Annotated in this window: 22 protein-coding genes; 14 read left to right on the top strand and 8 right to left on the bottom strand. The window is 69.0% G+C overall.

Annotated elements, in window-relative coordinates; genetic code table 11:
• Positions 1 to 40: 40 nt before the first annotated feature.
• The 4 genes from BLTE_RS13840 (at position 41) to BLTE_RS13855 (ending at position 3,935) form a co-directional block, all read left to right on the top strand.
• The gene (locus tag BLTE_RS13840) at positions 41 to 643 is read left to right on the top strand and encodes a superoxide dismutase (RefSeq protein ID WP_126402214.1); all 603 of its coding nucleotides are present in this window, start codon (positions 41 to 43) and stop codon (positions 641 to 643) included.
• A 232-nt stretch (positions 644 to 875) separates the two neighbouring features.
• Positions 876 to 2,672 (top strand): glycosyltransferase family 39 protein, encoded by a 1,797-nt coding sequence (locus tag BLTE_RS13845; RefSeq protein WP_244600000.1) that lies wholly within the window; start codon positions 876 to 878, stop codon positions 2,670 to 2,672.
• Positions 2,673 to 2,917: 245 nt separating this feature from the next.
• Positions 2,918 to 3,589, top strand: coding sequence for a Crp/Fnr family transcriptional regulator (locus tag BLTE_RS13850; protein ID WP_126401248.1), 672 nt, complete (start codon positions 2,918 to 2,920; stop codon positions 3,587 to 3,589).
• Between the two features lie 151 nt (positions 3,590 to 3,740).
• On the top strand, positions 3,741 to 3,935 hold the full coding sequence (locus tag BLTE_RS13855) for a YgaP family membrane protein (protein ID WP_126401249.1): 195 nt from the start codon (positions 3,741 to 3,743) through the stop codon (positions 3,933 to 3,935).
• A gap of 170 nt (positions 3,936 to 4,105) precedes the next feature.
• Here BLTE_RS13855 and BLTE_RS13860 read toward each other — a convergent pair whose 3' ends face one another.
• Positions 4,106 to 5,563, bottom strand: a complete 1,458-nt coding sequence (locus tag BLTE_RS13860; RefSeq protein ID WP_160140620.1) for a 3'-5' exonuclease — start codon at positions 5,561 to 5,563, stop codon at positions 4,106 to 4,108.
• A gap of 111 nt (positions 5,564 to 5,674) precedes the next feature.
• Between BLTE_RS13860 and BLTE_RS13865 the strand changes: the two genes are divergently transcribed.
• Positions 5,675 to 7,804, top strand: a complete 2,130-nt coding sequence (locus BLTE_RS13865) for a DUF294 nucleotidyltransferase-like domain-containing protein (protein WP_126401251.1) — start codon at positions 5,675 to 5,677, stop codon at positions 7,802 to 7,804.
• 43 nt (positions 7,805 to 7,847) lie between these two features.
• Here BLTE_RS13865 and BLTE_RS13870 read toward each other — a convergent pair whose 3' ends face one another.
• Entirely contained in the window at positions 7,848 to 8,879 is a 1,032-nt protein-coding gene (locus BLTE_RS13870) for an SLAC1 anion channel family protein (protein ID WP_160140621.1), read from the bottom strand.
• A gap of 367 nt (positions 8,880 to 9,246) precedes the next feature.
• On the opposite strand from BLTE_RS13870, the gene BLTE_RS13875 reads away from it, so the two are divergent.
• Entirely contained in the window at positions 9,247 to 9,609 is a 363-nt protein-coding gene (locus BLTE_RS13875; RefSeq protein WP_126401253.1) for an ArsR/SmtB family transcription factor, read from the top strand.
• 220 nt (positions 9,610 to 9,829) lie between these two features.
• On the top strand, positions 9,830 to 10,744 hold the full coding sequence (locus tag BLTE_RS13880; protein ID WP_126401254.1) for a DMT family transporter: 915 nt from the start codon (positions 9,830 to 9,832) through the stop codon (positions 10,742 to 10,744).
• 45 nt (positions 10,745 to 10,789) lie between these two features.
• On the opposite strand, the gene BLTE_RS13885 is transcribed toward BLTE_RS13880, so the two are convergent.
• Together BLTE_RS13885 and BLTE_RS13890 are read right to left on the bottom strand one after the other, a co-directional pair.
• Positions 10,790 to 11,995 (bottom strand): multidrug effflux MFS transporter, encoded by a 1,206-nt coding sequence (locus BLTE_RS13885; RefSeq protein WP_126401255.1) that lies wholly within the window; start codon positions 11,993 to 11,995, stop codon positions 10,790 to 10,792.
• A gap of 150 nt (positions 11,996 to 12,145) precedes the next feature.
• Entirely contained in the window at positions 12,146 to 12,916 is a 771-nt protein-coding gene (locus BLTE_RS13890) for an alpha/beta hydrolase (RefSeq protein ID WP_126401256.1), read from the bottom strand.
• Positions 12,917 to 13,052: 136 nt separating this feature from the next.
• Between BLTE_RS13890 and BLTE_RS13895 the strand changes: the two genes are divergently transcribed.
• Entirely contained in the window at positions 13,053 to 14,282 is a 1,230-nt protein-coding gene (locus BLTE_RS13895) for a glycosyltransferase family 4 protein (protein WP_160140622.1), read from the top strand.
• Between the two features lie 139 nt (positions 14,283 to 14,421).
• Complete coding sequence (infC, locus tag BLTE_RS13900) at positions 14,422 to 14,949, top strand: translation initiation factor IF-3 (RefSeq protein WP_126401258.1); 528 nt, start codon at positions 14,422 to 14,424, stop codon at positions 14,947 to 14,949.
• Positions 14,950 to 15,152: 203 nt separating this feature from the next.
• Here infC and BLTE_RS13905 read toward each other — a convergent pair whose 3' ends face one another.
• Positions 15,153 to 15,377: a hypothetical protein gene (locus BLTE_RS13905; RefSeq protein ID WP_126401259.1), complete on the bottom strand. Its 225-nt coding sequence runs from the start codon at positions 15,375 to 15,377 to the stop codon at positions 15,153 to 15,155.
• Positions 15,378 to 15,626: 249 nt separating this feature from the next.
• Between BLTE_RS13905 and rpmI the strand changes: the two genes are divergently transcribed.
• The 5 genes from rpmI to pheT all read left to right on the top strand — a co-directional run bounded on the left by rpmI (position 15,627) and on the right by pheT (position 20,477).
• Positions 15,627 to 15,827 carry a 50S ribosomal protein L35 gene (rpmI, locus tag BLTE_RS13910; protein WP_126401260.1) on the top strand — a complete coding sequence of 67 codons (201 nt, stop codon included), beginning with the start codon at positions 15,627 to 15,629 and terminating at the stop codon, positions 15,825 to 15,827.
• A 38-nt stretch (positions 15,828 to 15,865) separates the two neighbouring features.
• Complete coding sequence (gene rplT, locus BLTE_RS13915; RefSeq protein WP_126401261.1) at positions 15,866 to 16,231, top strand: 50S ribosomal protein L20; 366 nt, start codon at positions 15,866 to 15,868, stop codon at positions 16,229 to 16,231.
• A gap of 172 nt (positions 16,232 to 16,403) precedes the next feature.
• Positions 16,404 to 17,507, top strand: coding sequence for a phenylalanine--tRNA ligase subunit alpha (gene pheS, locus BLTE_RS13920; RefSeq protein WP_126401262.1), 1,104 nt, complete (start codon positions 16,404 to 16,406; stop codon positions 17,505 to 17,507).
• 46 nt (positions 17,508 to 17,553) lie between these two features.
• Positions 17,554 to 18,039 (top strand): hypothetical protein, encoded by a 486-nt coding sequence (locus tag BLTE_RS13925; protein WP_126401263.1) that lies wholly within the window; start codon positions 17,554 to 17,556, stop codon positions 18,037 to 18,039.
• A gap of 29 nt (positions 18,040 to 18,068) precedes the next feature.
• Positions 18,069 to 20,477 (top strand): phenylalanine--tRNA ligase subunit beta, encoded by a 2,409-nt coding sequence (pheT, locus tag BLTE_RS13930; protein ID WP_126401264.1) that lies wholly within the window; start codon positions 18,069 to 18,071, stop codon positions 20,475 to 20,477.
• Positions 20,478 to 20,509: 32 nt separating this feature from the next.
• On the opposite strand, the gene BLTE_RS13935 is transcribed toward pheT, so the two are convergent.
• The 3 genes from BLTE_RS13935 to BLTE_RS13945 all read right to left on the bottom strand — a co-directional run bounded on the left by BLTE_RS13935 (position 20,510) and on the right by BLTE_RS13945 (position 23,907).
• On the bottom strand, positions 20,510 to 21,205 hold the full coding sequence (locus BLTE_RS13935) for a TIGR04283 family arsenosugar biosynthesis glycosyltransferase (protein ID WP_126401265.1): 696 nt from the start codon (positions 21,203 to 21,205) through the stop codon (positions 20,510 to 20,512).
• Between the two features lie 73 nt (positions 21,206 to 21,278).
• Positions 21,279 to 22,034, bottom strand: a complete 756-nt coding sequence (locus BLTE_RS13940; protein WP_126401266.1) for a transaldolase — start codon at positions 22,032 to 22,034, stop codon at positions 21,279 to 21,281.
• A gap of 37 nt (positions 22,035 to 22,071) precedes the next feature.
• The gene (locus BLTE_RS13945; RefSeq protein ID WP_126401267.1) at positions 22,072 to 23,907 is read right to left on the bottom strand and encodes an ABC transporter ATP-binding protein; all 1,836 of its coding nucleotides are present in this window, start codon (positions 23,905 to 23,907) and stop codon (positions 22,072 to 22,074) included.
• Positions 23,908 to 23,934 lie beyond the last annotated feature (27 nt).

Consider the following 23,934-nt stretch of genomic DNA (forward strand, 5'->3'; position numbering starts at 1 on the left):
AAGCAAGGTCTTCTCGAACCCGTTCAAGAGGGTCTCCACCATGTCGTTTTCGCTTCCGGACCTGCCTTACGCATATGATGCTCTCACCCCCTATATGAGCCGAGAGACGCTCGAATATCACCATGACAAGCATCATCTCGCGTATGTCAACAATGGCAACAACTTGTTGAAAGGCACGGAGTGGGAAGGCAAGCCCCTTGAGCAGGTGGTGGTCGGCTCGTTCGGCAAGAATACCGGCCTGTTCAACAATGCCGGCCAGCACTACAACCACCTGCACTTCTGGAAATGGATGAAGCCCAACGGCGGCGGCAAGATCCCCGGCCGACTGGAATCCAAGATCATCGCCGATTTCGGCTCTGTGGATAAGTTCAAGGAATTCTTCATCCAGGCCGGCGTCACCCAGTTCGGCTCCGGCTGGTGCTGGCTCGCGGTCAAGGACGGCGCGCTCGTGGTCTCCAAGACCCCGAACGGCGAAAACCCGCTGGTTCATGGTGCCCAGCCGATCCTCGGCTGCGATGTCTGGGAGCATTCCTACTACATCGACTATCGCAACCGCCGGCCGGACTACCTGAAGGCGTTCATCGACAACCTCGTCAACTGGGACTACGTGGACGAAATGTTCGAGGCCGCCCTCAAGAAATAAAAGAACTAATTACCATGTGCAGCGGCGGCCGGCGCCGCTGCAGCGCAGCGTCGAATTCCTTTCATGAACCTATGGCACCCACTGGCAAAGTTGCCGCAATCCTGGTCAATATGATCGGACTGGCGGCGGTCGGGCCGCGTAAGCCGCTTCCGTAACGGAGCGGGGACACCGGCCGCAAGCTTTTGGATCGGTCACGAAGTCCGGCACACGAAACCGTCGTGCCGGACTTCGCATGCGGGGCTGTAGGGTCACGATGTTCAAGCTGCGGGCGCGCCCGGAGTCCGGCGCGCAGACGACGTTCGGCGCGTCTATTTCGTCGGGGACGCGCATCCAATCCGGCGCACTCACGGCATCCGGCGCGCACATTGCCGACATTGCCGCACTGGCGCTGCTTGCCGCCCTGTCCGTGGTGGCGCTCCTGACCTTCCGCCATTACGGCCTGGGATGGGACGACTATACCCACGCCGAATATGGCGAACTGCTGCTCGCCTATTACACCTCGGGCTTCGAGGACACGCGGGCGCTGTCCTTCGTCAATCTCTATTATTACGGCGGCGGCTTCGACATGCTGTCGGCGATCGCGGCGCGCATCCTGCCGCTTGATCTGTTCGCCGCCCGCCGCCTGATGGGCGCCGTCGTCGGGCTGATCGGCCTTGCCATCACTTGGCGGCTCGGCCGCCGCCTCGGCGGTCCCAATGCCGGCCTCGCCGCGCTGGTGCTGCTCGCGCTCTGCCCGCTCTATTACGGCCACATGTTCATGAACGCGAAGGACGTCCCCTTCGCGGTGGCCAAGATCGGCCTGCTCTACGCGCTGGTGCGTGCCTTAGAGGAATATCCGAAGCCGTCCTGGAAGACGGTGGCGCTGGTCGGCCTGACGCTTGGCCTCACCATCGGCACCCGCGTGATGGGCGGCATCGCCGTGCTGTCGGTCGGGCTTGCCGGCATCGTGCTGCTGACGCTGGAGGCGCGGCGGACCAGCCTGAAGGCGGCCGCCCGCCAGTTCGCCGCCTTCACCGGCATCCTGAGCCTCGGCCTCGTGCTGGCCTATGGCGTGATGGGGCTCGTGTGGCCGTGGGCGATCGCCGAGCCGCTCAACCCGATCCGGGCGGTAATGTACTTCACCAAGTTCTGGGAAGTGCCCTGGCGCGAGCTCTATGAGGGCTCGGCGGTGCTGGTGCCGGAGATGCCGCGCGGCTACGTGCCGACGCTGTTCGCCGTCACCATGCCGGAGAGCTTCCTGGTGCTGGCGCTGCTCGGCATCGGGCTGGCGCTGCGCACACTGTTCCGCGCCGACGTGGCTCCCACCCGCCGCACCATCGAGATCCTGGTGCTCGGCGCCGCCCTGGTGCCGATCCTGGTGACGGTGGCGACCAAGCCGGCGATGTACAACGGCATCCGCCACTTCGTGTTCGTTACCCCGCCGCTGGCGGTTCTGGGCGGGCTGGCGGTGGCTTGGCTGATCGAGCGGCTGGCGCCGCGGCCCAGGCTGCGCGCCGCCACGCTCGGCGTGCTGGGCCTCGCAGCGTCGGTGACCGCCGTCGACATGGTGCGGCTGCACCCCTACCAGTACGCCCACTACAATCATGTCATCGGCGGGCTGCAGACCGCGGACCGCGAGTTCATGCTCGATTACTGGGGCCTCGCCTTCAAGCAGGCCGGCGAGGAGCTGCGCGCCGAGATCGACCGGAAGGGTCTGAAGCCGCCGAAGGGGCGGCGCTGGAAGGTGGCCACCTGCGGCCCGCACAATGCGGCGCGCATCGCGCTCGGCCCCGACTTCATCGTCACCTACGACACGCGCGGCGCCGATTTCGCGCTGATGCTCGGCGAATACTACTGCCAGCAACTGCCGCTGAAGCCGATGGTCGAGGTGAGCCGCGAGGGCGTGGTGTTCGCCTCGGTCTATGACGTGCGCAACGCCGACCCGCTGGCCAGCGTGTTCTCCACCCCGCCGATCCAGCCGGTCCCGCCCGGCCAGCAGCAGGCGGCGGGCACGGCGGCGATGCCGCGACCGGCCGTCACCGCCCCCTGAACGCGGACGGCACGGCTCCGAGGATAGGCTGACAACCCGACGGCCGAAGCGTCCGCTCCGGCTCGTCGGGTTGTCGCATTCCCGTTCGCAAATCTGGTTCCCAAAAGTCCGGCTGCCACAAGACTGGCTTCCAATCTTGCCGAGAATGCTCCGACGAGCCTCTTGAAGGCGCACGCCCGTTGAGGGCAGTGTGGGCCGGCGCGCCGGGTGCGGACGGCCGGGAACCGGCGCGCAGGGGGCGGCGCATGAACAGCCTGGCACGGATCGACTGGATCGCGAAGGTTCCGGGGCTCGACCGACTCGATGCCGAGGCGCGGGCGCTGGTCGCCGCGCGCACGCCGCTGGTGCAGGTGCCCAAGGGCGGCCACGCCTTCGCTGCCGGCACCGAATGCAATTCCTATCTGGTGGTGGTGAAGGGCTGCGTGCGCGTCCAGCTCATCGCCGAGAACGGCCGCGAGATCGTGCTCTACCGCGTCCGCTCGGGCGAGAGCTGCGTGCTCACCACCTCCTGCCTGATGACCCGCGCGCCCTACGGCGCCGAGGCCATCGCCGAAGACGACGTGACGGCGGCCGCCCTGCCGGGCGAGACCTTCCGCACCCTGCTCGCCAGTTCGGCGACCTTCCGCGACTTCGTGCTGGCGGCTTATGCCGACCGCGTCGCCGACCTGATCCTGACCATGGAAGATGCGGTGTTCCACCGCATCGACCGGCGGCTCGCCCGCATCCTGCTCGCCCGCAGCATGGCGGCGGTGACCGCCACCCACCAGGAGCTCGCCGCCGAGCTCGGCTCGGCCCGCGAGGTGGTGTCGCGCCAGCTCAAATCGTTCGAGAAGCAAGGGCTGGTGGCGCTCGCGCGCGGCCGCATCGACATCGTCGACCGCGCGCGGCTGGTCCGCCTTGCCGACGAGGCGGATTGAGCCGCCGCCCACTTTCCCCCCGTTTGTGACGTTTCCCGGCCGTTTGTGACAAGGTCACCGACGCTGCGGCGGCCATCGGTCATGGTGACGCCATGCCCGACGGGCACCGGCGTCCCCGGCCGGCCACCAAGTCACTTCTGGAGACTAGAGAATGACCACCAACGTTGGCGGGATCGACCGCGCGCTGCGCATCGTCGCCGGTATTGCCCTCATCGCCTTCGCGCTGCTGTCGGGCAACCAGTATGCCTGGATCGGCTGGATCGGCGTGGTGCCGCTCGCCACCGCCATGCTCGGCTGGTGCCCGGCCTATTCGATGATCGGCGTGTCGACCTGCTCGCGGCGCTGATGGCGCTTCATACGGTTTCCGGCATCCTGAAGGGATCGCCCGGAAACCGTATGACAAGCCCCTTCCGGAAGACGGTCCCGGCTCGGCGCCATGCGCCGTCCGGGACGACGTGAAACGGGGAGCGGTTCCGGCTCGCGGGCCTTCGGCCCCGCCCGGGACGACAAACGGCCTCACCACCCGACGCCGGGGGCCTGGGCTTGGCGCTGCTTCATCATGCGCTGCGAGATCTCCACCGCCTGACCGAACGTGCCGAGGCCGCGCGCCTCCAGCATCACCAGCAGTTTCACCCACAGCTTGGCGGTGGCGATGGCGTCGCCGAGCGCTGTGTGGCGGCCCTCGACATTGACGCCGAGCCGGTGGGCCATCGCCGACAGCGAATGGTCGGGCTGGTCGGGAAACACGTGGGCGGCGAGCAGCAGCGCGTCGAGCACCGGATTGTCGAAGGCGACGCCGGCCTCCTTCTCGCGCTTGGCCAGAAAGGCCATGTCGAAGGCGATGTTGTAGGCGACCAGCACCGCATCGCCGACGAAGGTCTTGAACGCCGGCAGCACCTCGTTCACCGGCGGCTGGCCGGCCACCATGTCCGCCGTGATGCCGTGAAACTTGATCGAGGCCTCGGGAATCGGCCGGCCGGGATCGATGAGCTGCGCATAGGTCTCGCCGGTCAGCAGCCGGCCATTGACCACCCGCACCGCGCCGATCGAGATCAGCTCGTCGCCGCCGTCGGGATTGAGGCCGGTGGTCTCGGTGTCGAACACCACGAACGGAATCTGGCGCAGCGGCGTCTCGGGCAGCGTGGTGCGCGCCGGCCTGAACAGGTCGAAATCGTAGAATTCCGGCCGCGGCGGGATCGGCTCGGGCGCGGCGGGCGCGGCCGCTCCCCCCTCCATGGTCTCGGTGAAGGTCAGCACATAGCCGGAGATCTCGCCATTGGGCTCGCGCACCAGGCCGAGCCGCGCCTTGAGCGAGACCTCGGACTCGACCATCGGCACCTCGCAGCGGCGGATGCGCAGCACCGGGTTGGCGTCGGAGGCCGAGCGGCGCAGCATCGCCACGGTCTTGCGGATCGGCTCCTCGGCGAGCACGCCGAACAGCGGCCGGTCGAGCCCGAGCCCGGCCGGCCGGTGCAGCAGCCGGCGCGCCGCCTGATTGTAGAGCAGGATGCGGTGGTCGAGATTGCACACCACCACGCCCTCGGCGAGATCGACCAGGATCGCCTCCAGCCGGCTCTTCTGCTCCTCGGCGCGCCGGGTGGCGAGCGCCACGGCCTCGCCGGTGGCCCGCCGCGCCGCTTCGAGCTGGCCGGTAAGACCTTCGATCAACTCCGGCAGCCGCCCCAGCGCATGCCCGGCGGGCAGCTCCAGCGCCCGCGGCTGCGGGTCGCTCTGCAGCAGCCGCAGGTCGCGGGTCAGCGCCTCCAGCGGCTGGATCAGCCGGGCGTGCAGCAGCCACCAGCCGGCCAGCCCGGCCAGGATGCCGCCGCCGGCGACCAGCGAGACATAGAGCCCGGCCTGTGCCGGCGGCGCGCCCGCCGCCTGGGCCACGGCGAGGATGGCCGCCGCCGCCACCACGGCGCCAACCAGCCCGATGCCGCCGACCACGGCCAGGACGAGCGTGTGCGGCTGCATCCCGTTCTCCTCGATCGTTTCCGTGCGGAAGATTGGTTCGGCCGGGACAATCGTACAAGGTCGCATTGAGACGAGTCGACGGTGCCGGCATATTGTTGCAGGGGAAACGGCATGCTCCAGACCAGCGCCACGCCGCTGATTGCGCTCGACGCGGTGGCCATCGACTGCGACGCCAGCGATGTCGAGCCGCGGCGCGCACGACTCTGCCGGATCGGCGCGGCGCGCATCCACGCCGGCCGGCTGGCCGACGACAGCCTCGACGAATCCCTGCCGGCCGCGGCGGACGACGGCGCCCTGCCCGACATGGCAGGCGTGGCCGGCCGGCTCGATGGATTCCTCGGCACGGCGGTGGTGATCGGCCACGAGGTCGGGTTCGACCTGGCGCTGCTGGGGCGCGAGTATGAGCGCGCGGGCCTCGCCCGCCAGCCGCCGCGGGTGCTGGACGTGCGGGCGCTGGCCGAGGTCGCCCGGCCCGACCTCGCCGGCTTCTCGCTCGACGTTCTGGCCGACTGGCTGGAGCTTGGCACGCCTCAGACCGCCACACCTCAGACCGCCACGCCTCAGCCCGCCACTTGGACGGCGCCGGAGCGGGCGCAGCTGATCGCCAGGATCTTCATCGCCCTGGTGCCGCATCTGCGCGAGGGCGGCATCCGCACCCTGGCCGAGGCCGAGCAGGCCTGCCGCGGCCTGCTCGGGGCCCGCGAAAGCGGCCGGCGCACCGTGGCGGAGGACGACGCAGCGGCCAGCCGCGTCGATGCCGAGCGCACCTTCGCCCAGCTCGACAGCTACCCCTACCGCCACCGTGTCGCCGAGGTGATGTCGTCGCCGCCGCTGTTCACCGCCGCCGACACGCCGGTGGCGGCGGCGCTGAAGGAGATCATCGAGCGGCGCATCTCGTCGCTGTTCGTCGCGCCGCCCGGCGCCGCGCCGGAGGACGGCCCGTTCGACGCCGAGACCGTGGGCATCGTCACCGAGCGCGATCTCGCCCGGGCGCTGGCCGAACACGGGACGGCGGTGCTGGCCATCTCGGTCAGCGCGATCATGAGCGCGCCGCTCGCGGCGGTGCCGGCCGAGGCGTTCGTCTACCGCGCCATCGGCCGCATGGATCGTCTCAGGGTGCGCCACCTGGGCGTGGTCGACGAGATCGGCCAGGTTGTCGGCGCGCTCTCGGCGCGCGATCTTCTACGCATGCGCGCGCGCGATGCCGTCTCACTGGGCGACGAGATCGACGAGGCGCCGGACGTGCCGGCGCTGGCCAAGGCGTGGGCGAAGATCGCCTCGGTGGCGGCGAGCCTGCTCGCCGAGGGCGTCGGCGCCCGCGACATCGCCGCGGTGATCTCGCGCGAGCTCGGCGCGCTCACCCGCCGCGCCGCGGTGCTGGCCGAGCAGACGATGAAGGCGCGCGGCCGTGGCAAGCCGCCCTGCCGCTACGCCGTGCTGGTGCTGGGCTCGGCCGGGCGCGGCGAAAGCCTGCTGGCGATGGACCAGGACAACGCCATCCTGTTCGCCCACGGCGCGCCGGACGGGCCGGAGGACCGCTGGTTCGCCGAGCTCGGCAGCGAGCTCGCCGACATCCTGCACGCCGCCGGGGTGCCGCTGTGCAAGGGCGGGGTGATGGCCAAGATGCCGGCCTGGCGCGGCAGCCTGGAGACCTGGCGCGAACGGGTGCGCCACTGGATCACCCGCTCGAGGCCGGAGGACCTGCTCTCGGTCGACATCTTCTTCGACCTGCGCTGCGTGCATGGCGATGCCCGCATGGCGCGCGACCTGTGGACCGAGGCCTTCGACGCCGCGCGCGGTCAGCTCGGCTTCGCCAAGCTCCTGGCCGAGGCCGGCGGCCACGCCCAGCCGGCGCTCGGCCTGTTCGGCGGCTTCAAGACCGAGGGCGGGCGCATCGACCTCAAGAAGACCGGGCTGTTCGCCATCGTCACCGCGGCGCGCTGCCTCGCCATACGCCATCATGTCGTCGAACGCTCGACCCCGGCGCGGCTGGCCGGGGTGCGGGCGCTCCGCATCGGCGGCGAGCGCGACCTCGACCAGCTCGCCGAGGCGCAGAGCGTGCTGCTCGAAGCCATCCTGCATCAGCAGATCGAGGACGTGCACTCCGGCCGCCGGCTCGGCAATGCGGTCGATCCCAACCGGCTCGATGCGGCGATGCGCGAGCGGCTGAAGGAGGCGCTGCGCGTCGTCGGCACCATCGACGATCTGGTCCGGACGCTGATGTTCGCCGCCGCGCGCTGAGAGTTTGTCTCCGGGGATCACGAAGGATCGCCCGGAGACCGCATCACTCCGGCACGCAGATTTTGCCCTGCGCCTGCGCCACCAACGTGCGCACCAGCAGGACGACAATCAGCACCAGGAGGAACACCCAGAGGCCGAGCCCGGCATAAACGACGCCGGGGATGCCGGCCTTGGCGCCATAGGTGAGCGTGGCGATGGTCAGCCCCGCCGAGGGGAAGGACAGCGCCCAGAACGGCACGCCGAACGGCGCCTTGACGATGCGGCCGGCGGCGGCGAACACCAGCAGGGCAAACGCGATGGTGGCGCCGTACAGCACCTGCGCCGCCGCATCCAGCCCGCCGGCAAGCTTGACATAGGCGATGAAGGCCACGGCCGGCGGCGCGATCAGGATCGCCAGCGTCGGCACCAGCTTGGGCGGCAGCGGCGCTTCGAACACGAAGCGGTGGATGACCATCGGCAGCAGCACCAGCCAGAACATGATGCCGGTGCCGAAGAACAGCCACGACACCGACAGATAGCCGAGTTCGACGCCGGCGATCGGCATCACCACATTGCCGACCGCCGGAATGAACCAGGCCGGATTGAGCGTGGCGACCGGAATGGTGCGCGGCCCCATCCAGTGCGACACCACGCCGACGAAGCCGACGGCGTGGCCGATGGCGGCGATGATCCACACCACCCGCGCCACGCCCGGCGCATGGGGCAGCAGCATGGTCGCCACCAGCGCCAGCGCGATGCTGGCGGCGGGGAAGAAGTTGATGCGCACATGGTGGTGCCATTCGCCGACCACCGCGCGCGGATAGCGCAGAAGCTTGATGAGATAGGCGAGGAAGATGAAGCTGCCCACCGCCAGCGTGACGCCGGCCGCCGCCAGCGCGATCCATTGCGCGGCGGCAGCGAGGCTGCCGTCCAGCACGCGCGCCGCCGCCTGACTCGCCAGCGTGGTGCCGGCAAGTCCCATCACCATGCCGAACAGCCCCACCGGCATGTGCGCCAGCGCACCCTCCTCGTGCGCCGGCGGCGCGTGGCGTGGCGCCGGCCCCTCGAATGCTTCGACCGCCTGCAGTTGCGACATGACCCGCTCCAGCTTCATGAAATGATACGGTTTCCGGGTGATCCCTTCGGGATGCCGGAAACGGTCCCGCCGAAAAATCCTTGATCGGATGAGGATTTTTCGGCGAACAGCATGCGGTTCTCCGGCCCTGCAGGCCGGAAACCGCATGCTACGGTTTCCGGGTGATTCCTTCGGGGCTCCGCACGCCGTCGGAGACATCCCCGCCTGCAATGTCTCTCGCAGGTTCGCCGGGTGGCGTCGGTGATCTTGTCACCGACCGCCCACGCGGGCGCTCCGGTCATGGATCGGTATTTGTTGCGTCTATTCACATGTGTAAATGTGTATTGATGTTGGGCGTCAGCGTGCCGCGCTCTGCGAAGGGGGTGTGATGACCGGCCCGGTTCCTTTCCGCAGCGACACGGGCGCAAGCGAGGCGACCCTCGACGTCGCCGAGCTGTTGCGGCACGCGCGCGACGCCAGCGAGTTCCTCAAGGCGCTGGCCCATGAATCGCGGCTGGTGATCCTGTGCCTTCTGGTCGACGGCGAGAAATCGGTGATGGAGCTGGCGGAGCTTCTGGGCGAGCGCCAGCCGGCGGTGTCGCAGCAGTTGGCGCGGCTCAAGGGCGAGCATCTGGTGCGCGCCCGGCGCGACGGCAAGCACATCTATTATTCGCTGGCACGCGACGAGGTGCGCGCGATGATCGTCGCCCTGCACGCGGCGTTCTGCGCGCCGTCCTGCCGCGGAACGTGAACGCACAGGCACGTGAATCTCCAGCGCGCGAACGCATCCCTGCCGCGCGTCTGCGGGCGTTCAGAACCGGCGGCCTGCGTGATTTGCTGGCCGTTTCCGCTCCGGTGAGTCGGACCGGCTCCGAGTCGCCGCCAAGTTCCTTGGCCATTTGTCCCCAGCCTGAGCGCCGCGCGTTCCGTTGCGATATGCCTGCCTCACCTCCTGCTCCGACCCCGCGGCCATGACGCTTCCCCTGAAGGGCATGCTGCTCAAGCTGCTGGCGGTGTTCTGTTTCACCGGCCTGTCGGGACTCGTGCGCCACATCGGCACGGCGGTGCCGGCCGGCGAGGTGGTGTGCTTCCGCGCCTTCTTCACCATCGTGCCGCTCCTGGCGTGGCTCGCCTATGAAGGCGAGTTGAAGACCGCACTGCGCACGCAGCATCCGCTTGGCCACTTCTTCCGCGGGCTCACCGGCATCTGCGCCATGTTCTTCATGTTCACCGGCCTCGCGCTGCTGCCGCTGGCCGAGGCCACGGCCATCAGCTTCGCGATGCCGCTGATCTCGGTGGCGTTCGCCGCGCTGTTCCTGAAGGAGAAGGTGCGGCTGTTCCGCTGGAGCGCGGTGGCGGTGGGGCTCGCGGGCGTGCTGATCATCCTGTGGCCGCGCTTCGGCGGAGGCGACCTCACCAGCACGGCGGCGATCGGCGCGCTGGCCTCGCTGATCGGCGCGGTGCTGTCGGCGGGCGCGGTGGTGCAGATCCGGCGGCTGACCTACACCGAGACCACCGGCGCCATCGTGTTCTATTTCGCCCTCTATTCGACGCTAATGGCGCTGGCGACCGCGCCGTTCGGCTGGGTGGTGCCCGACATCGAGACCACCGCCGCCCTGATCGCCACCGGCCTGCTCGGCGGGGTGGCGCAGATCCTGATGACGCAGAGCTACCGCTACGCCGACGCCTCGCTGCTCGCGCCGTTCGACTACACGGCGATCATCTGGGCGACGGCGCTGGGCTGGGTGGCGTTTCGCGAGGTGCCGGGGCCGATGGTGCTGGTGGGCGCAGCCATCGTCGTCGGTGCCGGGCTCGCGGTGATCTGGCGCGAACGCCGGCTCGGCCTCAAGCGCAGCCGCGAACGTCAGGCGGCGACGCCGGAATGATGCGAACGGCCATACAGCTCCCGGCCTGATCGGCCGGAAATCGTCTCACCCATGCTCGCGCTCGGCGAGGCGGTCGGTCCGCGTCATCACCCACAGCACGGCCGCCGCGACGCCGGCGGCGGCGATGGTGGCGGCCATCGGCAGCGGCGTCGACCCCAGTGAATGGCCGACCCACACGCCGACGCCGGCCGCGAACGTCATCTGGCAGAAGCCGACCAGCGAGGACGCCGCCCCCGCCCGGTCGGGAAACGGGATCAGCGCGCCGGCCACAGCGCTGGGGAAAGCAAGCCCGAACCCCAGCATGTAGACCACCATGGCGGCCACCAGCAGCGCCGGCTCGGCCGCGCCCACGGCCGCAACGCCCAGCATGGCGAGCCCACCCGTGGCGCTGGCGGCCGTGCCGAGCCCGACCGTGATGTCGATGCCGACCCGCGGATTGAGCCGCGTCGCCAACACCGTGCCGACAATGTAGCCGATGACGCCGATCGAGAACGCCACGCCGAAAGCGAACTGGGAGAAGCCGTAGAGGCCCTGCAGCACGAAGGACGAGCCCGAGATCCAGGCGAACATGCCGGCAAAGGTCGCCACCAGGATGCCGAGATAGCCGCGGAAGCCGCCATTGCGCAGGATGCCGCCGAAGATGCGCAGGATGACGAGCGGCGAGGGCACGTCCGGCGCCCGGCGCGCCAGCGTCTCGGGCAGGCCGGCCAGCACCCAGGCGCTGGCGGCCAAGCCATAGGCCAGCATGAAGCCGAAATTGGCGCGCCAGCCGAAAAATGTCTCCAGCGCTCCGCCCAGCACCGGCGCCACCGCCGGCACGAAGCCCATGATCGCCCCCATGCGGGCGAGCTCCAGGCCGGCGCGGTGGCCGGCATAGAAGTCGCGCACGATGGCGCGGCCGATCACCATTGGCGCGCAGGCGCCGATCGCCTGCACGAAGCGGCCGACGATCAGCAGCTCGATCGAGGTGGCCATGGCGCAGGCGGCGCTGGCCGCGACATAGATCGCCAGCCCCGCCAGCAGCACCGGCTTGCGGCCATAGCGGTCCGACAGCGGGCCATAGACGATCTGGCCGAGCGCGAAACCGACCATGAACAGCGACAGTGTGAGCTGCACCTCGGCGGCCGAGGTCTCCAGCGCCCCGGCGATCGACGGTAGCGACGGCAGATAAATATCGGTCGATAGCGCCGCCAGCGAGGTCAGAAGCGCGAGCAGCACGGTCGAGGCGACCGTGTCGGGGCGGATCGGCATGGCTGGCTCCGGTGGGGGCGGCGGACCCGCCCTCCTATCCGGCGCAGACGGGACTGTCGAGCGGCGGCGGGGTTTGCCGCACAATCACCGTCCGTCGTCCCGGGCACGGACCGAAGGCCAACGATCCGGGACGACGAGGCTGGGAGTCGTTCAGCCGCTCACATCGCCGATGGCGCGGACGATCAGCTCCAGATCCTCGGGGCGCGACAGGCGGTGGTCGCCATCCTTGATCAGGGTCAAGGTGGCGTCGTCCTGGGCGAGGCGCTCGACCAGCCGCATCGTGTGCTGCCAGGGCACGTCGGGATCGGCCATGCCCTGGAGGATGCGCACCGGGCAGCCGGTGCGCACCACGTCGCCGAGGATCAGATTGGCGCGGCCGTCCTCGATCAGCCCGCGGGTAATCGTGTAGGGCTTCTCGCCATAGTCGGTGGGCGCCTGCCACACGCCCGTCTCCAGCACCGCGCGCTGACCCTCGGGCGGCAGGCGCGGCCACATCAGCGCCTCGGTGAAGTCGGCGGCCGGAGCGATCAGCACCAGCCCCTTCAGCCGGCCCGGGGTGGCGAGCAGCGCGCGGGCGAGCAGCAGCGCGATCCAGCCGCCCATCGACGAGCCGACCACCACGGTCTCGCCGGGGCAGCAGGCGTCGAAGACGGCGCGCGCCTCCTCGGCCCAGCGCGAGATGGTGCCGTCCTCGAACCGGCCTTCGGATTCGCCGTGGCCGGAATAGTCGAACCGCACATAGGCACGGCCGGCACCGGCCGCCCAGCCGGCGAGATGGCTGGCCTTGGTGCCGGCCATCTCCGACATGAAGCCGCCGCACCACAGCACCGCAGGCCCGCGCCCCGGCAGGCTGCGCACCGCGATGGTGCGCGCCGCTGCACCGCTGCCGACAGCAAGCAATTGCAGATGTTCGCCGTCCATGTCACATCCCACTACGTCGTCACATCCCACCGTGTCGTACGGTTTCCGGTTGATCCCTCAGGGATACCGGAAACGATCACCGCCAAACGCCGCCGGCATGCCCGAGGAGGGGCACGGCCGCAAGAGGCTCAGGTTCATGCAGCAGCCCAACCCGACGCAACCCGGCCCGGCGGACCGCCTGACGGTGATGCAGATCATTCCCGCCCTGGAGTCGGGCGGGGCGGAGCTCGGCACCGTCCAGGTCGCCGAGGCCCTGTGCAAGGCCGGCCACCGGGCGCTGGTGGTGTCGCGCGGCGGCCGGATGGAGACGCCGATCCACGATTGCGGCAAGCTGATCCGGCTCGACGTCGCCTCCAAGAACCCGCTCACCATCATCGCCAACGGCGTGCGGCTGGCGCTGCTGGCCCGCCGGGAAGGGGTGGACGTGCTGCACGTGCGCTCGCGCGCGCCTTCCTGGAGCACGCTGATCGCCTCGAAGCTGACCGGCATCCCCTATATCGGCACCTACCACACCATCTATCGCGAGCAGAGCGGGCTGAAGAACCTCTACAATTCCGCCGTGGTGCGCGGCGCGCGGGTGATCGCGGTGGGCGACGAGACCGCCGCAGTCATGCGCCAGCGCTATCCGTTCCTGCCCGAGACGCGCATCGTCACCATCCACCGCGGCGTCGATCTCCAGGTGTTCGACCCCGCCGCGGTGACCGCCGAGCGCAAGGCGGCGCTGGCTGAGGCTTGGCGCCTGCCCGAAGGCGCGGAGGTGGCGCTGCTGCCCGGCCGCATCGTCCACCGCAAGGGCCACCACGTCTTCATCCGCGCCATCCACCGGCTGGTGGAGGGCGGCCGCGACGATCTCGTCGGCGTGTGCGCCGGCGACGACCAGGGCAAGAGCCGCTATCGCGACGAGATGGAGGCCCTGGTGGCGAGCCTCGGCCTCAATGACCATATCCGCTTCGTCGGCCACTGCGAGGACATGCCGGCGGCCTACGTGCTCTCGCGGGTGGCGGTGTCGGCGGCGGTGGAGAGCGAGGGCCTGCAGCGCGCCATCCTGGAGGCCCAGGCGATGGGCGTGCCGGTGGTGGTGTCCGACGTCGGCTCCGGCATCGAGGTTGTGCGGGCGATGCCGCGCGTGCCGGAGGGCGAGATCACCGGCTACAATGTCCAGGCCGGCGACCCCGAAGCCCTGGCCGAGGCGATCGACCGGGTGCTGCGGCTGGCGCCGGCCGATTATGACGCGCTGAGCGGACGGGCCAGCGCCTGGGCGCGCGGCAGCTTCTCGCACGAGGTGTTCACCGCCAAGACGCTGGCGCTCTACCGCGAGGTGGTGGACGAAGCCCGCGGGGCGAGCGCCGCCGCGCAAAAAGCTTAAGCAAAGGCCTTATCGAAGAATTGACTTCCCCTGGAATAGTCCCAATCTTACCGCTCCCCCGAACCGGACCGCGCGCCGCCGCGGCAACGCGGGCGGACTGCTTCAACAGCTAGAGGAGATACCTGCCATTCGCCGTCCGATGAAACCTTTGCCGGTCCCGCCCAAGGACGGGCCGCGCGTCAACCGCGAGATCCGCATCCGCGAAGTGCAGCTGATCGATCAGAACGGCGCAAACCTCGGGGTCACTCCGACCTTCGAGGCGCTGAAGCTGGCCGAGGAGGCCGGGCTCGATCTGGTCGAGGTGGCGCCCAATTCCAGCCCGCCGGTCTGCAAGATCCTCGACTACGGGAAATACAAGTTCCTTGAGCAGAAGAAGGCTGCCGAGGCGCGCAAGAACCAGAAGATCGTCGAGGTCAAGGAGATCAAGCTGCGGCCGGGCATCGACGACCACGACTACGACGTCAAGATGAAGGCCATGAAGCGCTTCTTCGAGGAGGGCGACAAGGTCAAGGTGACGCTGCGTTTCCGTGGCCGCGAGATGGCGCACCAGGATCTCGGTGCCAAGCTGCTCGATCGCGTCAAGGATGATGTCGGCCCCGTCGCCAAGGTCGAGCAGGACCCCAAGATGGAAGGCAAGCAGATGATCATGATCCTGGCGCCGCGCTGAGCGATTTGCCGTTAAGCGACTTGCCGCTGAACGGCGTGCCGTTCTGCGGTCTGGCCAGAACACGGCTTATCAGCTTCACGGCTCAAGAGCTTCACGGCTTCGGGATCACGGCGCCTTCACGCGACGCCGGATCACCCAACTCTCCCGCGCAGGCCCGGCCCCGTCCGGGCCTTTTGCGTGTCGCCCAGCCTCTTGCGTGACTCTCAGGGGTCAGTGCCGGGATTTGGCGCCGGACTTCTGCGAGACGACGGGCTGGAGCGCGCGGCCAGCCAGCGGATGAGCCGGGTTACGAGCGCCGTCAGCAGCACGGCCATCATCAGCGCCGCCGCCACATAGGTCTGGTCGGTACGGCCCGACAGTTCGACGAAGGCGAACGTGATCGCGGCGATCGCGAGGCCCTGGATGATCCGGATCAGGTACGGGTTCATGCGCCAACAGGACCATGCGGCCCGCGCGCTGTCCAGCCGGTTCCGCCGCGGCTGGTGACCCCGCGGAGCGGCCCGGTTGGCGGGCGGCCGGGCTCGCGCTGTTGCGCCGGCCGGACCCTTGGTGTAAGAGCCCGCTCTTCGAACCGCCCGGCCGTATGGGCTGCCGTGGCGGTTCCGGTTTGCTCACGCAACATCAAGAGCGTGGCCGGCCCTCTCTGGGGTCAGACTGCCGCGCGCATGGAGAGCTGAATGCCCAAGCTGAAGACCAAGTCAGGCGCAAAGAAGCGCTTCAAGATCACCGGAACGGGCAAGGTCAAATACACCCAGTCCGGCAAGCGCCACGGCATGATCAAGCGCACCAACAAGACCATCCGCGAGCATCGCGGCATGACGGTGCTGTTCAAGACCGACGGCGACAACATCAAGAAGTACTTCCTGCCCAACGGCTGATCGCCCGGGCTTTCCTGGATATCTGAAGGAGATCGGCCATGGCTCGCGTCAAGCGCGGCGTTACCGCCCATGCCAAGCACAAGAAGGTGCTGAAGGCTGCCAAGGGCTATTACGGGCGCCGCAAGAACACCATTCGCATCGCCAAGCAGGCGGTCGAGAAGGCGATGCAGTACGCCTATCGCGACCGCAAGAATCGCAAGCGGAACTTCCGCGCGCTGTGGATCCAGCGCATCAACGCCGCCGTGCGCGCGGCGGGCTTCGATCTGACCTATTCGCGATTTATCGACGGTCTCGGCAAGGCCGGGGTCGAGATCGATCGCAAGGTGCTGTCCGACCTCGCCATCCGCGAGCCGGAGGCGTTCAAGGCGCTGGCCGAGAAGGCCAAGGCCGCGCTCGCCGCCTGACGCACCTTTCCCCTCCCGAACAGGGAGGGGCCCCTGCCTTTCCGAGGCCGCCTGCCGGCGGGGATCAATATTCCCGCTCGGCCCGGCGCGGGCTCGCTTTCCCCTCGCTGGGCCGCATGCCAAGGTCGATTCGACCTTCAGGCGCCACCGACCGCCCGACCCGAGGGATGCCATGACCGACACCACCACTTCGCCTGACGCGCTCGCCTCGCTTGAGCGCACGATTCTTGACGCCGTCGCCGCTGCCGGCGACGAGGCGGCGCTGGAGACCGTCCGCGTCGCCGCACTCGGCAAGAAGGGCTCGGTGTCGGCGCTGCTCGCCTCACTCGGCAAGATGAGCCCCGAGGAGCGCAAGACGAAGGGCGCGCTGATCAATGGCGTCAAAGAGCGGGTCACCGCCGCCCTCGCCGAGCGCAAGGGCGCGCTGAAGGATGCCGCGCTCGCCCAGCGCCTCGCGGCCGAGCGGGTCGATGTCACGCTGCCGCTGCGCGAGCCGCCGACCGAGCAGGGCCGCATCCACCCCATCAGCCAGGTGATGGACGAGATCACCGCGATCTTCGCCGACATGGGCTTCTCGATCGCCGAGGGACCGGACATCGAGACCGACCATCACAATTTCACGGCCCTCAACTTCCCCGTCGGCCATCCGGCGCGGGAGATGCACGACACGTTCTTCTTCAATCCGAAGGAGGACGGCTCGCGCCTGCTGCTGCGCACCCACACCTCGCCGGTGCAGATCCGCACCATGCTGAGCCAGAAGCCGCCGATCCGGGTGGTGTGCCCCGGGCGCACCTATCGCTGCGATTCCGACCAGACCCACACGCCGATGTTTCATCAGGTCGAGGGGCTGGTGATCGACACCGAGAGCCACCTCGGCCACCTGAAATGGATCCTGGAGGAGTTCTGCAAGGCGTTCTTCGAGGTGAAGGACGTCAAGATGCGCTTCCGCCCGTCGTTCTTCCCCTTCACCGAGCCCTCGATGGAGGTCGACATCCAGTGCCGGCGCGGCAAGGACGAGATCCGGTTCGGCGAGGGCGAGGACTGGCTGGAGATCCTGGGCTGCGGCATGGTCCACCCCAACGTGCTCAGGAACTGCGGGCTCGACCCCGACGTGTACCAGGGCTTCGCCTGGGGCATGGGCATCGACCGCATCGCCATGCTGAAATACGGCCTGCCCGATCTGCGCGCCTTCTTCGAGGCCGACGTGCGCTGGCTGAAGCATTACGGCTTCCGCCCGCTCGATTTCCCGACGCTGGCAGGGGGCTTGAGCGCATAGGCTTTGAAGCCGCTGGTCTTGGAGGCCGCTAGTTTGGAGGCCGCCCGTGGGCGTGATCGACCTCATCGACGTGCTGGACGACCGGCTGAAATCCTTCCTGCTCAGGGGATGGGACGAGGCGGCATTGCAGCGCTTCCTGCGCAACATCCGCCGCAGCCACACCGAGCCGACGGCCCAGGGCGCCATCCGCCAAGCGGTCGATCAGATCGACGTGCAGGCCACCGGCATCCTCACCCACGTGTCGATGATGATCGCGGCGCTCGGGGTCACGGCGGCGTCCGACATCACCTCCGAGTTCCAGGAGACGGTGCTCTACGTCACCATCGTCTGCTACCTGTTCGTCGCCATCGTCTGCCTGCGCTGCATCCGTCCGCCGTCGGTGGAGCACGGCGACTATGAGGAGGACGATTACATCAACGAGCTGCTGCTCGAGCTGGTCTATGAGCGCGAGCTCAACCGCCGCGCCAACACCGCCGCCATCGCCCTGACGCTGTTCGTGTTTCTCTATCTGCCGTTTTCCGTTCTGACGTGAGGACGGCGGCTGCTGGCCGCCGAGGATCCATGAAATTCACCCTGTCCTGGCTGAAAGACCATCTCGACACCGACGCCCCGCTCGACAAGATCGTCGAGACGCTGACGCTCATCGGCCTTGAAGTGGAAGGCGTCGAGGACCCCGGCGCCAAGCTCAAGGGCTACGTCATCGCCCATGTGGTGGACGCCAAGCCCCACCCCAATGCCGACCGGCTGCAGGTGCTCACCGTCGAGGCCGGCCAGGGGCCGCTGCAGGTGGTGTGCGGCGCGCCCAATGCGCGCGCCGGCCTCAAGGGCGTGTTCTCGCCGCCCGGCACCTACATTCCCGGCAAGGGCATCACCTTGCAGGTCGGCTCGATCCGCGGCGTCGAGAGCTTCGGCATGATGTGCTCGGAAGCCGAGCTCGAGATCTCCGACGACCACAACGGCATCATCGAGCTTGCGGCCGATGCTCCCATCGGCGTGCCTTACGCGCAGTGGGCCGGGCTCGACGATCCGGTGATCGACGTGGCGGTGACGCCCAACCGCGCCGATGCGCTCGGCGTCCACGGTATCGCCCGCGACCTCGCCGCCGCAGATCTCGGCAAGCTCAAGGACCGCACGCCGAAGCAGGTCGCGGGCAAGTTCCCCTGCCCGGTGACCGTGACGCTCGATTTCGGCGCGACCGAGAGCCTGTGCCCGGCCTTTGCGCTGCGCCTCGTGCGGGGTGTCAAGAACGGCCCCTCCCCGGAGTGGCTGCAGGCGCGGCTGCGCGCCATCGGCCTTCGGCCGATCAACGCCCTGGTCGATATCACCAACTACATGACCTACGACCGCGGCCGGCCGCTGCACGTGTTCGACGCGGCCAAGGTCAAGGGCAATCTCGTGGTGCGCCGCGCCCGGACCGGCGAGAGCCTGCTCGCGCTCGACGGCAAGACCTACACGCTCGACGACACCATGTGTGTGATCGCCGACGATCATGGCGTCGAGTCGCTCGCCGGCATCATGGGCGGCGAGGTCTCGGGCTGCTCAGAGACCACCACCGACGTGCTGATCGAGTCGGCGCTGTGGAACGAGCTCAATATTGCCCAGACCGGCCGCCGGCTCGGCCTCAATTCGGATGCGCGCTACCGCTTCGAGCGCGGCGTCGATCCGGCCTTCTGCCTGCCGGGCCTGGAACTGGCGACGCAGATGGTGCTCGATCTGTGCGGCGGCGAGCCGTCCGAGGTGGTGGTGGCGGGCAAGGTGCCGGACGCCGACCGCGTCATCAATTTCCCGCTCGAAGAGGTGAAGCGCCTCGCCGGCGTCGAAATGAAGCCGATCCGCGTCGCCAACACGCTGCGGGCGCTGGGCTTCCACGTCGTCGGCCAGGGCGAGACGGTCAAGGTGGCGGTGCCGTCCTGGCGCGCCGATGTCGAGGGCAAGGCCGATCTGGTCGAGGAGGTGGTGCGCATCCTCGGTGTCGACAATGTGCCGTCCGTGCCGTTCCCGCGCGGATCCGAAGCGCGCCGGCCGGTGCTGACCACGCTGCAGCTTCGTACCCGCCGCGCCAAGCGGGCGCTGGCCGCCCGCGGCATGGCGGAGGCGGTAACGTGGTCGTTTGTCTCCAGGCTTGAGGCCGAAACCTTCGGCGGCGGCAAGCCGGAACTGGCGCTCGCCAACCCGATCGCGTCCGACCTGTCCGACATGCGGCCGAGCCTGATCCCCGGCCTTATCGCCAACGGCCAGCGCAATGCCGACCGCGGCACGCCGGACGTCGCGCTGTTCGAGGTCGGACAGGTGTTCGCGGGCGACCGTCCGCAGGACCAGAGCGTCGCCGCCGCCGGCATCCGCCGCGGCCTCGCCGGCACCGCCGGACCGGGCCGCCACTGGACCGGCACGGCCGCGCCCGGCGTGTTCGACGCCAAGGCCGATGCGCTGGCGGTGCTGGCCGCGGCCGGCGCGCCGATGGCAAGCCTGATCATCGAGGCCAAGGGACCCGACTGGTGCCACCCCGGCCGCTCGGGCACCATCAAGCTTGGGCCGAACGTGTTCGGCTGGTTCGGCGAGCTTCACCCCAAGGCGCTGGAGACGCTGGAAGTGGATGGCCCGGTCGCGGCCTTCGAGGTGATCCTCGACAAGATCCCCGAGCCGAAGGCCAAGCCGACGCGGGCCAAGCCGCTGCTCGAACTGTCGCCGTTCCAGCCGGTGGTGCGCGACTTCGCCTTCATCGTCGACAAGGCGGTGAAGGCCGGCGACCTGGTGCGCGCCGCCCAGAACGTGGACAAGAAGCTGATCACCGAGGTCGGCGTGTTCGACGTCTATGAGGGGCCGGGCGTCGGCGAGGGCAGGAAGTCGATCGCGGTGGCGGTGACCCTGCAGCCGCGCGAGAAGACGCTGACCGACGCCGAGATCGAGGCGGTGGCCGGCAAGATCGTCGCCGAGGTGACCAAGAAGACCGGGGCGACGCTCCGGGCGTGACTGACTGCGATCGCATGCGGCCGGAAACCGTATCAGGATTCCGGCCGCGGCGCGTAGCCGTACCAGCGGGCGAGGCGGTCGGGCGAGACCCCGCACCAGAAAAGAAACCGCAGGGTCCACATCAGCACGATGGTCCGCACCACGCCGCCGGCCTCCCAGCGGCGGCCGGAGGTGACCGCCCTGGCGCGGAGGCAAAGCGGCGGACCGAGCCGCCGGAGCCGTTTGGAGAGCGCGATGTCCTCCATCAGCGCGATGTCGGCGAAGCCGCCCGCGGCGTCATAGGCGGCGCGGGTGGCGAACATCGCCTGATCGCCGGTGGCGATGCCGGTGAGGCGCGAGCGCAGGTTCATCATCCGCGCCACCACCGCAAGCAGCGGGTGGCGGCCGGCGATGGCGACGTCGAAGCGGCCCCACACCCGGCCGCTTCGACAAAGCCCGTCCAGCACCAGCCGGTCGGCGGCCTCGGGGAGCACGGTGTCGGCATGCAGGAACAGCAGCACATCGCCGCGGGCGATGGCCACGCCCCGCTGCATCTGGGCGCCGCGGCCGCGCGGCGCGCCGATCACGTGGCTTGCCAGCGGCCGGGCGCGGGCAACGGTGTCATCGGTCGAGCCGCCATCGACCACGATCAGCTCGGCGCCGCGGTCCACCAGCGGCGAAAGCCGCGCCAAGGCGGCGGCGATGCCGGCCGCCTCGTTCAGCACGGGCACGATGATCGAGAGCGTCATCGCGCCCCCACCGCTCACAAGGTTTCCGGATGATCCCTGCGCGATCCCGGAACCAATCTCGCCGGAAACCGTCTCACGCCACGGCGGCGCGCTTGGCGGTGTTCAGGCTCAGCCCCGCCGCCGCCGTATCCTTGACGAACGCCTTGACCCCGTCGAGCGAGAGCTGCTCGGCCGTGCCGCCGAGGCCGGACAGCTTCTTCAGGATGTCGGCCGGCGCGGTGATGATGTGGCAGCCGATGCGGTCGGCCTCGATGACGTTCCACACCTCGCGGGTCGAGGCCCAGATCACCTCGATATTGTCGGTGCCGCGGGCGAGGCCCACCGCCAGCCGCATGGTCGGCATGTAGTCGAGACCGCAATCGGCGAGCCGGCCGGCGAACACCGAGACATAGGCCGGCGCGCCGCCGCGCAGCGCGTCGGTCGCCTTCGTCACCTGCTCGTCGGCGAAGATGACGGTGAAATTGATCTTGATGCCCTCGTGCGACAGCTTGTGGACGAGGTCGTAGAGCGGCTCGCCGCGCGAGGTGGTCACCGGCAGCTTGACGTAGACGTTCGGCCCCCAGGTGGCGATCAGCCGGGCCTGCTCTTCCATCTCGGCGATGTCGTCGGAGATCACCTCGAACGAGATCGAGTGGTTGGGCACCGCCGCCACCAGATCGCGGGCATAGGCTTCATAGTCGGTCACGCCCGCCTTGCGCAGCAGCGAGGGATTGGTGGTGAAGCCGGCGATGTGCGGCAGCTTGGCCATCTCGACGATCTGCGCCGTCTCGGCACCATCGGTGAACAGCTTCACCTTCAGGTCGGCAAGTGTGGTCACAGCCGTGGTCATGGGCGGGGCGTCCTTCCTGTGGGTTGCGCGGGCGCGATTATGACAGCGTCTGCGGATCGCGGAACTGGATGGCGTAGAGGTGGGCGTACTTGCCCTTGGCCGCCAGCAATTCGGCGTGGCGGCCGGCCTCGGCCACGCGGCCGGCCTCGACCACGCAGATGCGGTCGGCCGAAACGATGGTCTGCAGGCGGTGGGCGATGACGAGGGTGGTGCGTCCGCGCATCAGCCCCTCCAGCGCGCGCTGCACCTCGCGCTCGCTTTCGCTGTCGAGCGCGGCGGTGGCCTCGTCGAGCAGGATGATCGGCGCGTCCTTGAGGATGGCGCGGGCGATGGCGATGCGCTGGCGCTGGCCGCCGCTGAGCTGGGTGCCGAGCTCGCCGACCTGGGTGTCGTAACCCTTGGGGAAGCCCGTGATGAAGTCGTGGGCGTGGGCGGCCTTCGCCGCCGCCTCGATCTCGGCCTGGCTCGCGCCCCGGCGGCCGAAGGCGATGTTCTCGCCCACCGTGCCGGCGAACAGGAAGGTGTCCTGCGAGACGAAGGCGCAGGCATCGCGCAGCGAGCCGAGCGAGACCGCGGCGATGTCCTGGCCGTCGATGACGATGCGGCCGGCATCGACCGGCCAGAACCGCTGCACGAGGTTGACGATAGTGGTCTTGCCCGAGCCCGAGGGGCCAACCAAAGCGGTGGTGCGCCCCGGCTCGGCGACCATGGACAGGCCGCGCAGCACCGGCTCGTCCGGCCGGTAGCCGAACGTGACATTGTCGAACTCGATGCGGCCGCCCTTGACCTCCAGCGCCGGCCGCCCCGGCGGGTCGCTCTCGCCCGGCGCCACGTCGATGATGTCGAACAAGAGCTTGGTGCCGACCAGCGCGGCGGAGAGATCGACATTCAGCTTGGCCAGCCGCCGCGCCGGCTCGTAGGCGAGCAACAGCGCGGTGATGAAGGAGAAGAACTCGCCCGGCGTCTGGCCGCCCTTGATGACGCTGTGGCCGGCATACATGATCACCAGCGCAACCGCGATGCCGCCCAGCGTGTCCGACAGCGGCACCGGGCGGGAGGCGACATTGGCGATGCGGTTGGCGGCCTCCTCCACCTCGTGGACGTGGTGGACCATGCGCTGGCGCATCAGCGGCTCCAGCCGGAAGCTCTTGACCACGCGGATGCCCTGCACGGTCTCCTGCAGCGCCGACACCACGCCGACCGTGCCGGCGATCTCGCGCGGCACCACCTTCTTCACCCGCTTGACGAAGCCCTTCACCACGAAGGCGGCGATCGGCATCAGCACCAGCGCGATCAGCGACATCGCCGGATCCTGGACGACCATCACCACGATCAGGGCGACCAGCGTGAGCGTGTCGCGGCCGATCGAGGTGGCGAGCAGGTTCAGCACGTCGCGGGTGGAGGTGGCGCCCTTCTGGATACGCCCGACCAACTCACCCGAGGTCAGGTCGGCGAAGAAGCCGACGCCCTGGCTGAGAAGCCGGTCGAACGCCCGGGTCTGGGTCTCGGCGATGATGCGGTTGCCGATGTGGGCCAGCATCACCGCATGGCCCCAGCTTGCGAAGCCCTTGACCACGAAGATGACGATGACGGCACCCGACAGCCACCAGATCGCGGCGTAGTTGGCCTCGACGAAGATGCGGTTGATGACGTCGCGCATCAGCCAAGCGGCAAGCGCGGTCATCGCCGCCACCACCCCCATCAGAGCGAGCGCGACGAGATAGCCGCGAACATGCTGGCGGCCCTGGTCGAGCAGCAGGCGCCGGATCAGCGGCCAAGAGCTTGCATCAAGCTTGGGCTTGCCGGCGTTGGCGACGGGCTTGCCGGGGGCGGGATTTGCGGATTGCGGCGGCGTGGGCGAAGTTGCATGCATGGCGACGGGCTTCTAGCACGGATGGCA

The sequence above is a fragment of the Blastochloris tepida genome, assembly GCF_003966715.1.
GTDB lineage: Bacteria > Pseudomonadota > Alphaproteobacteria > Rhizobiales > Xanthobacteraceae > Blastochloris > Blastochloris tepida.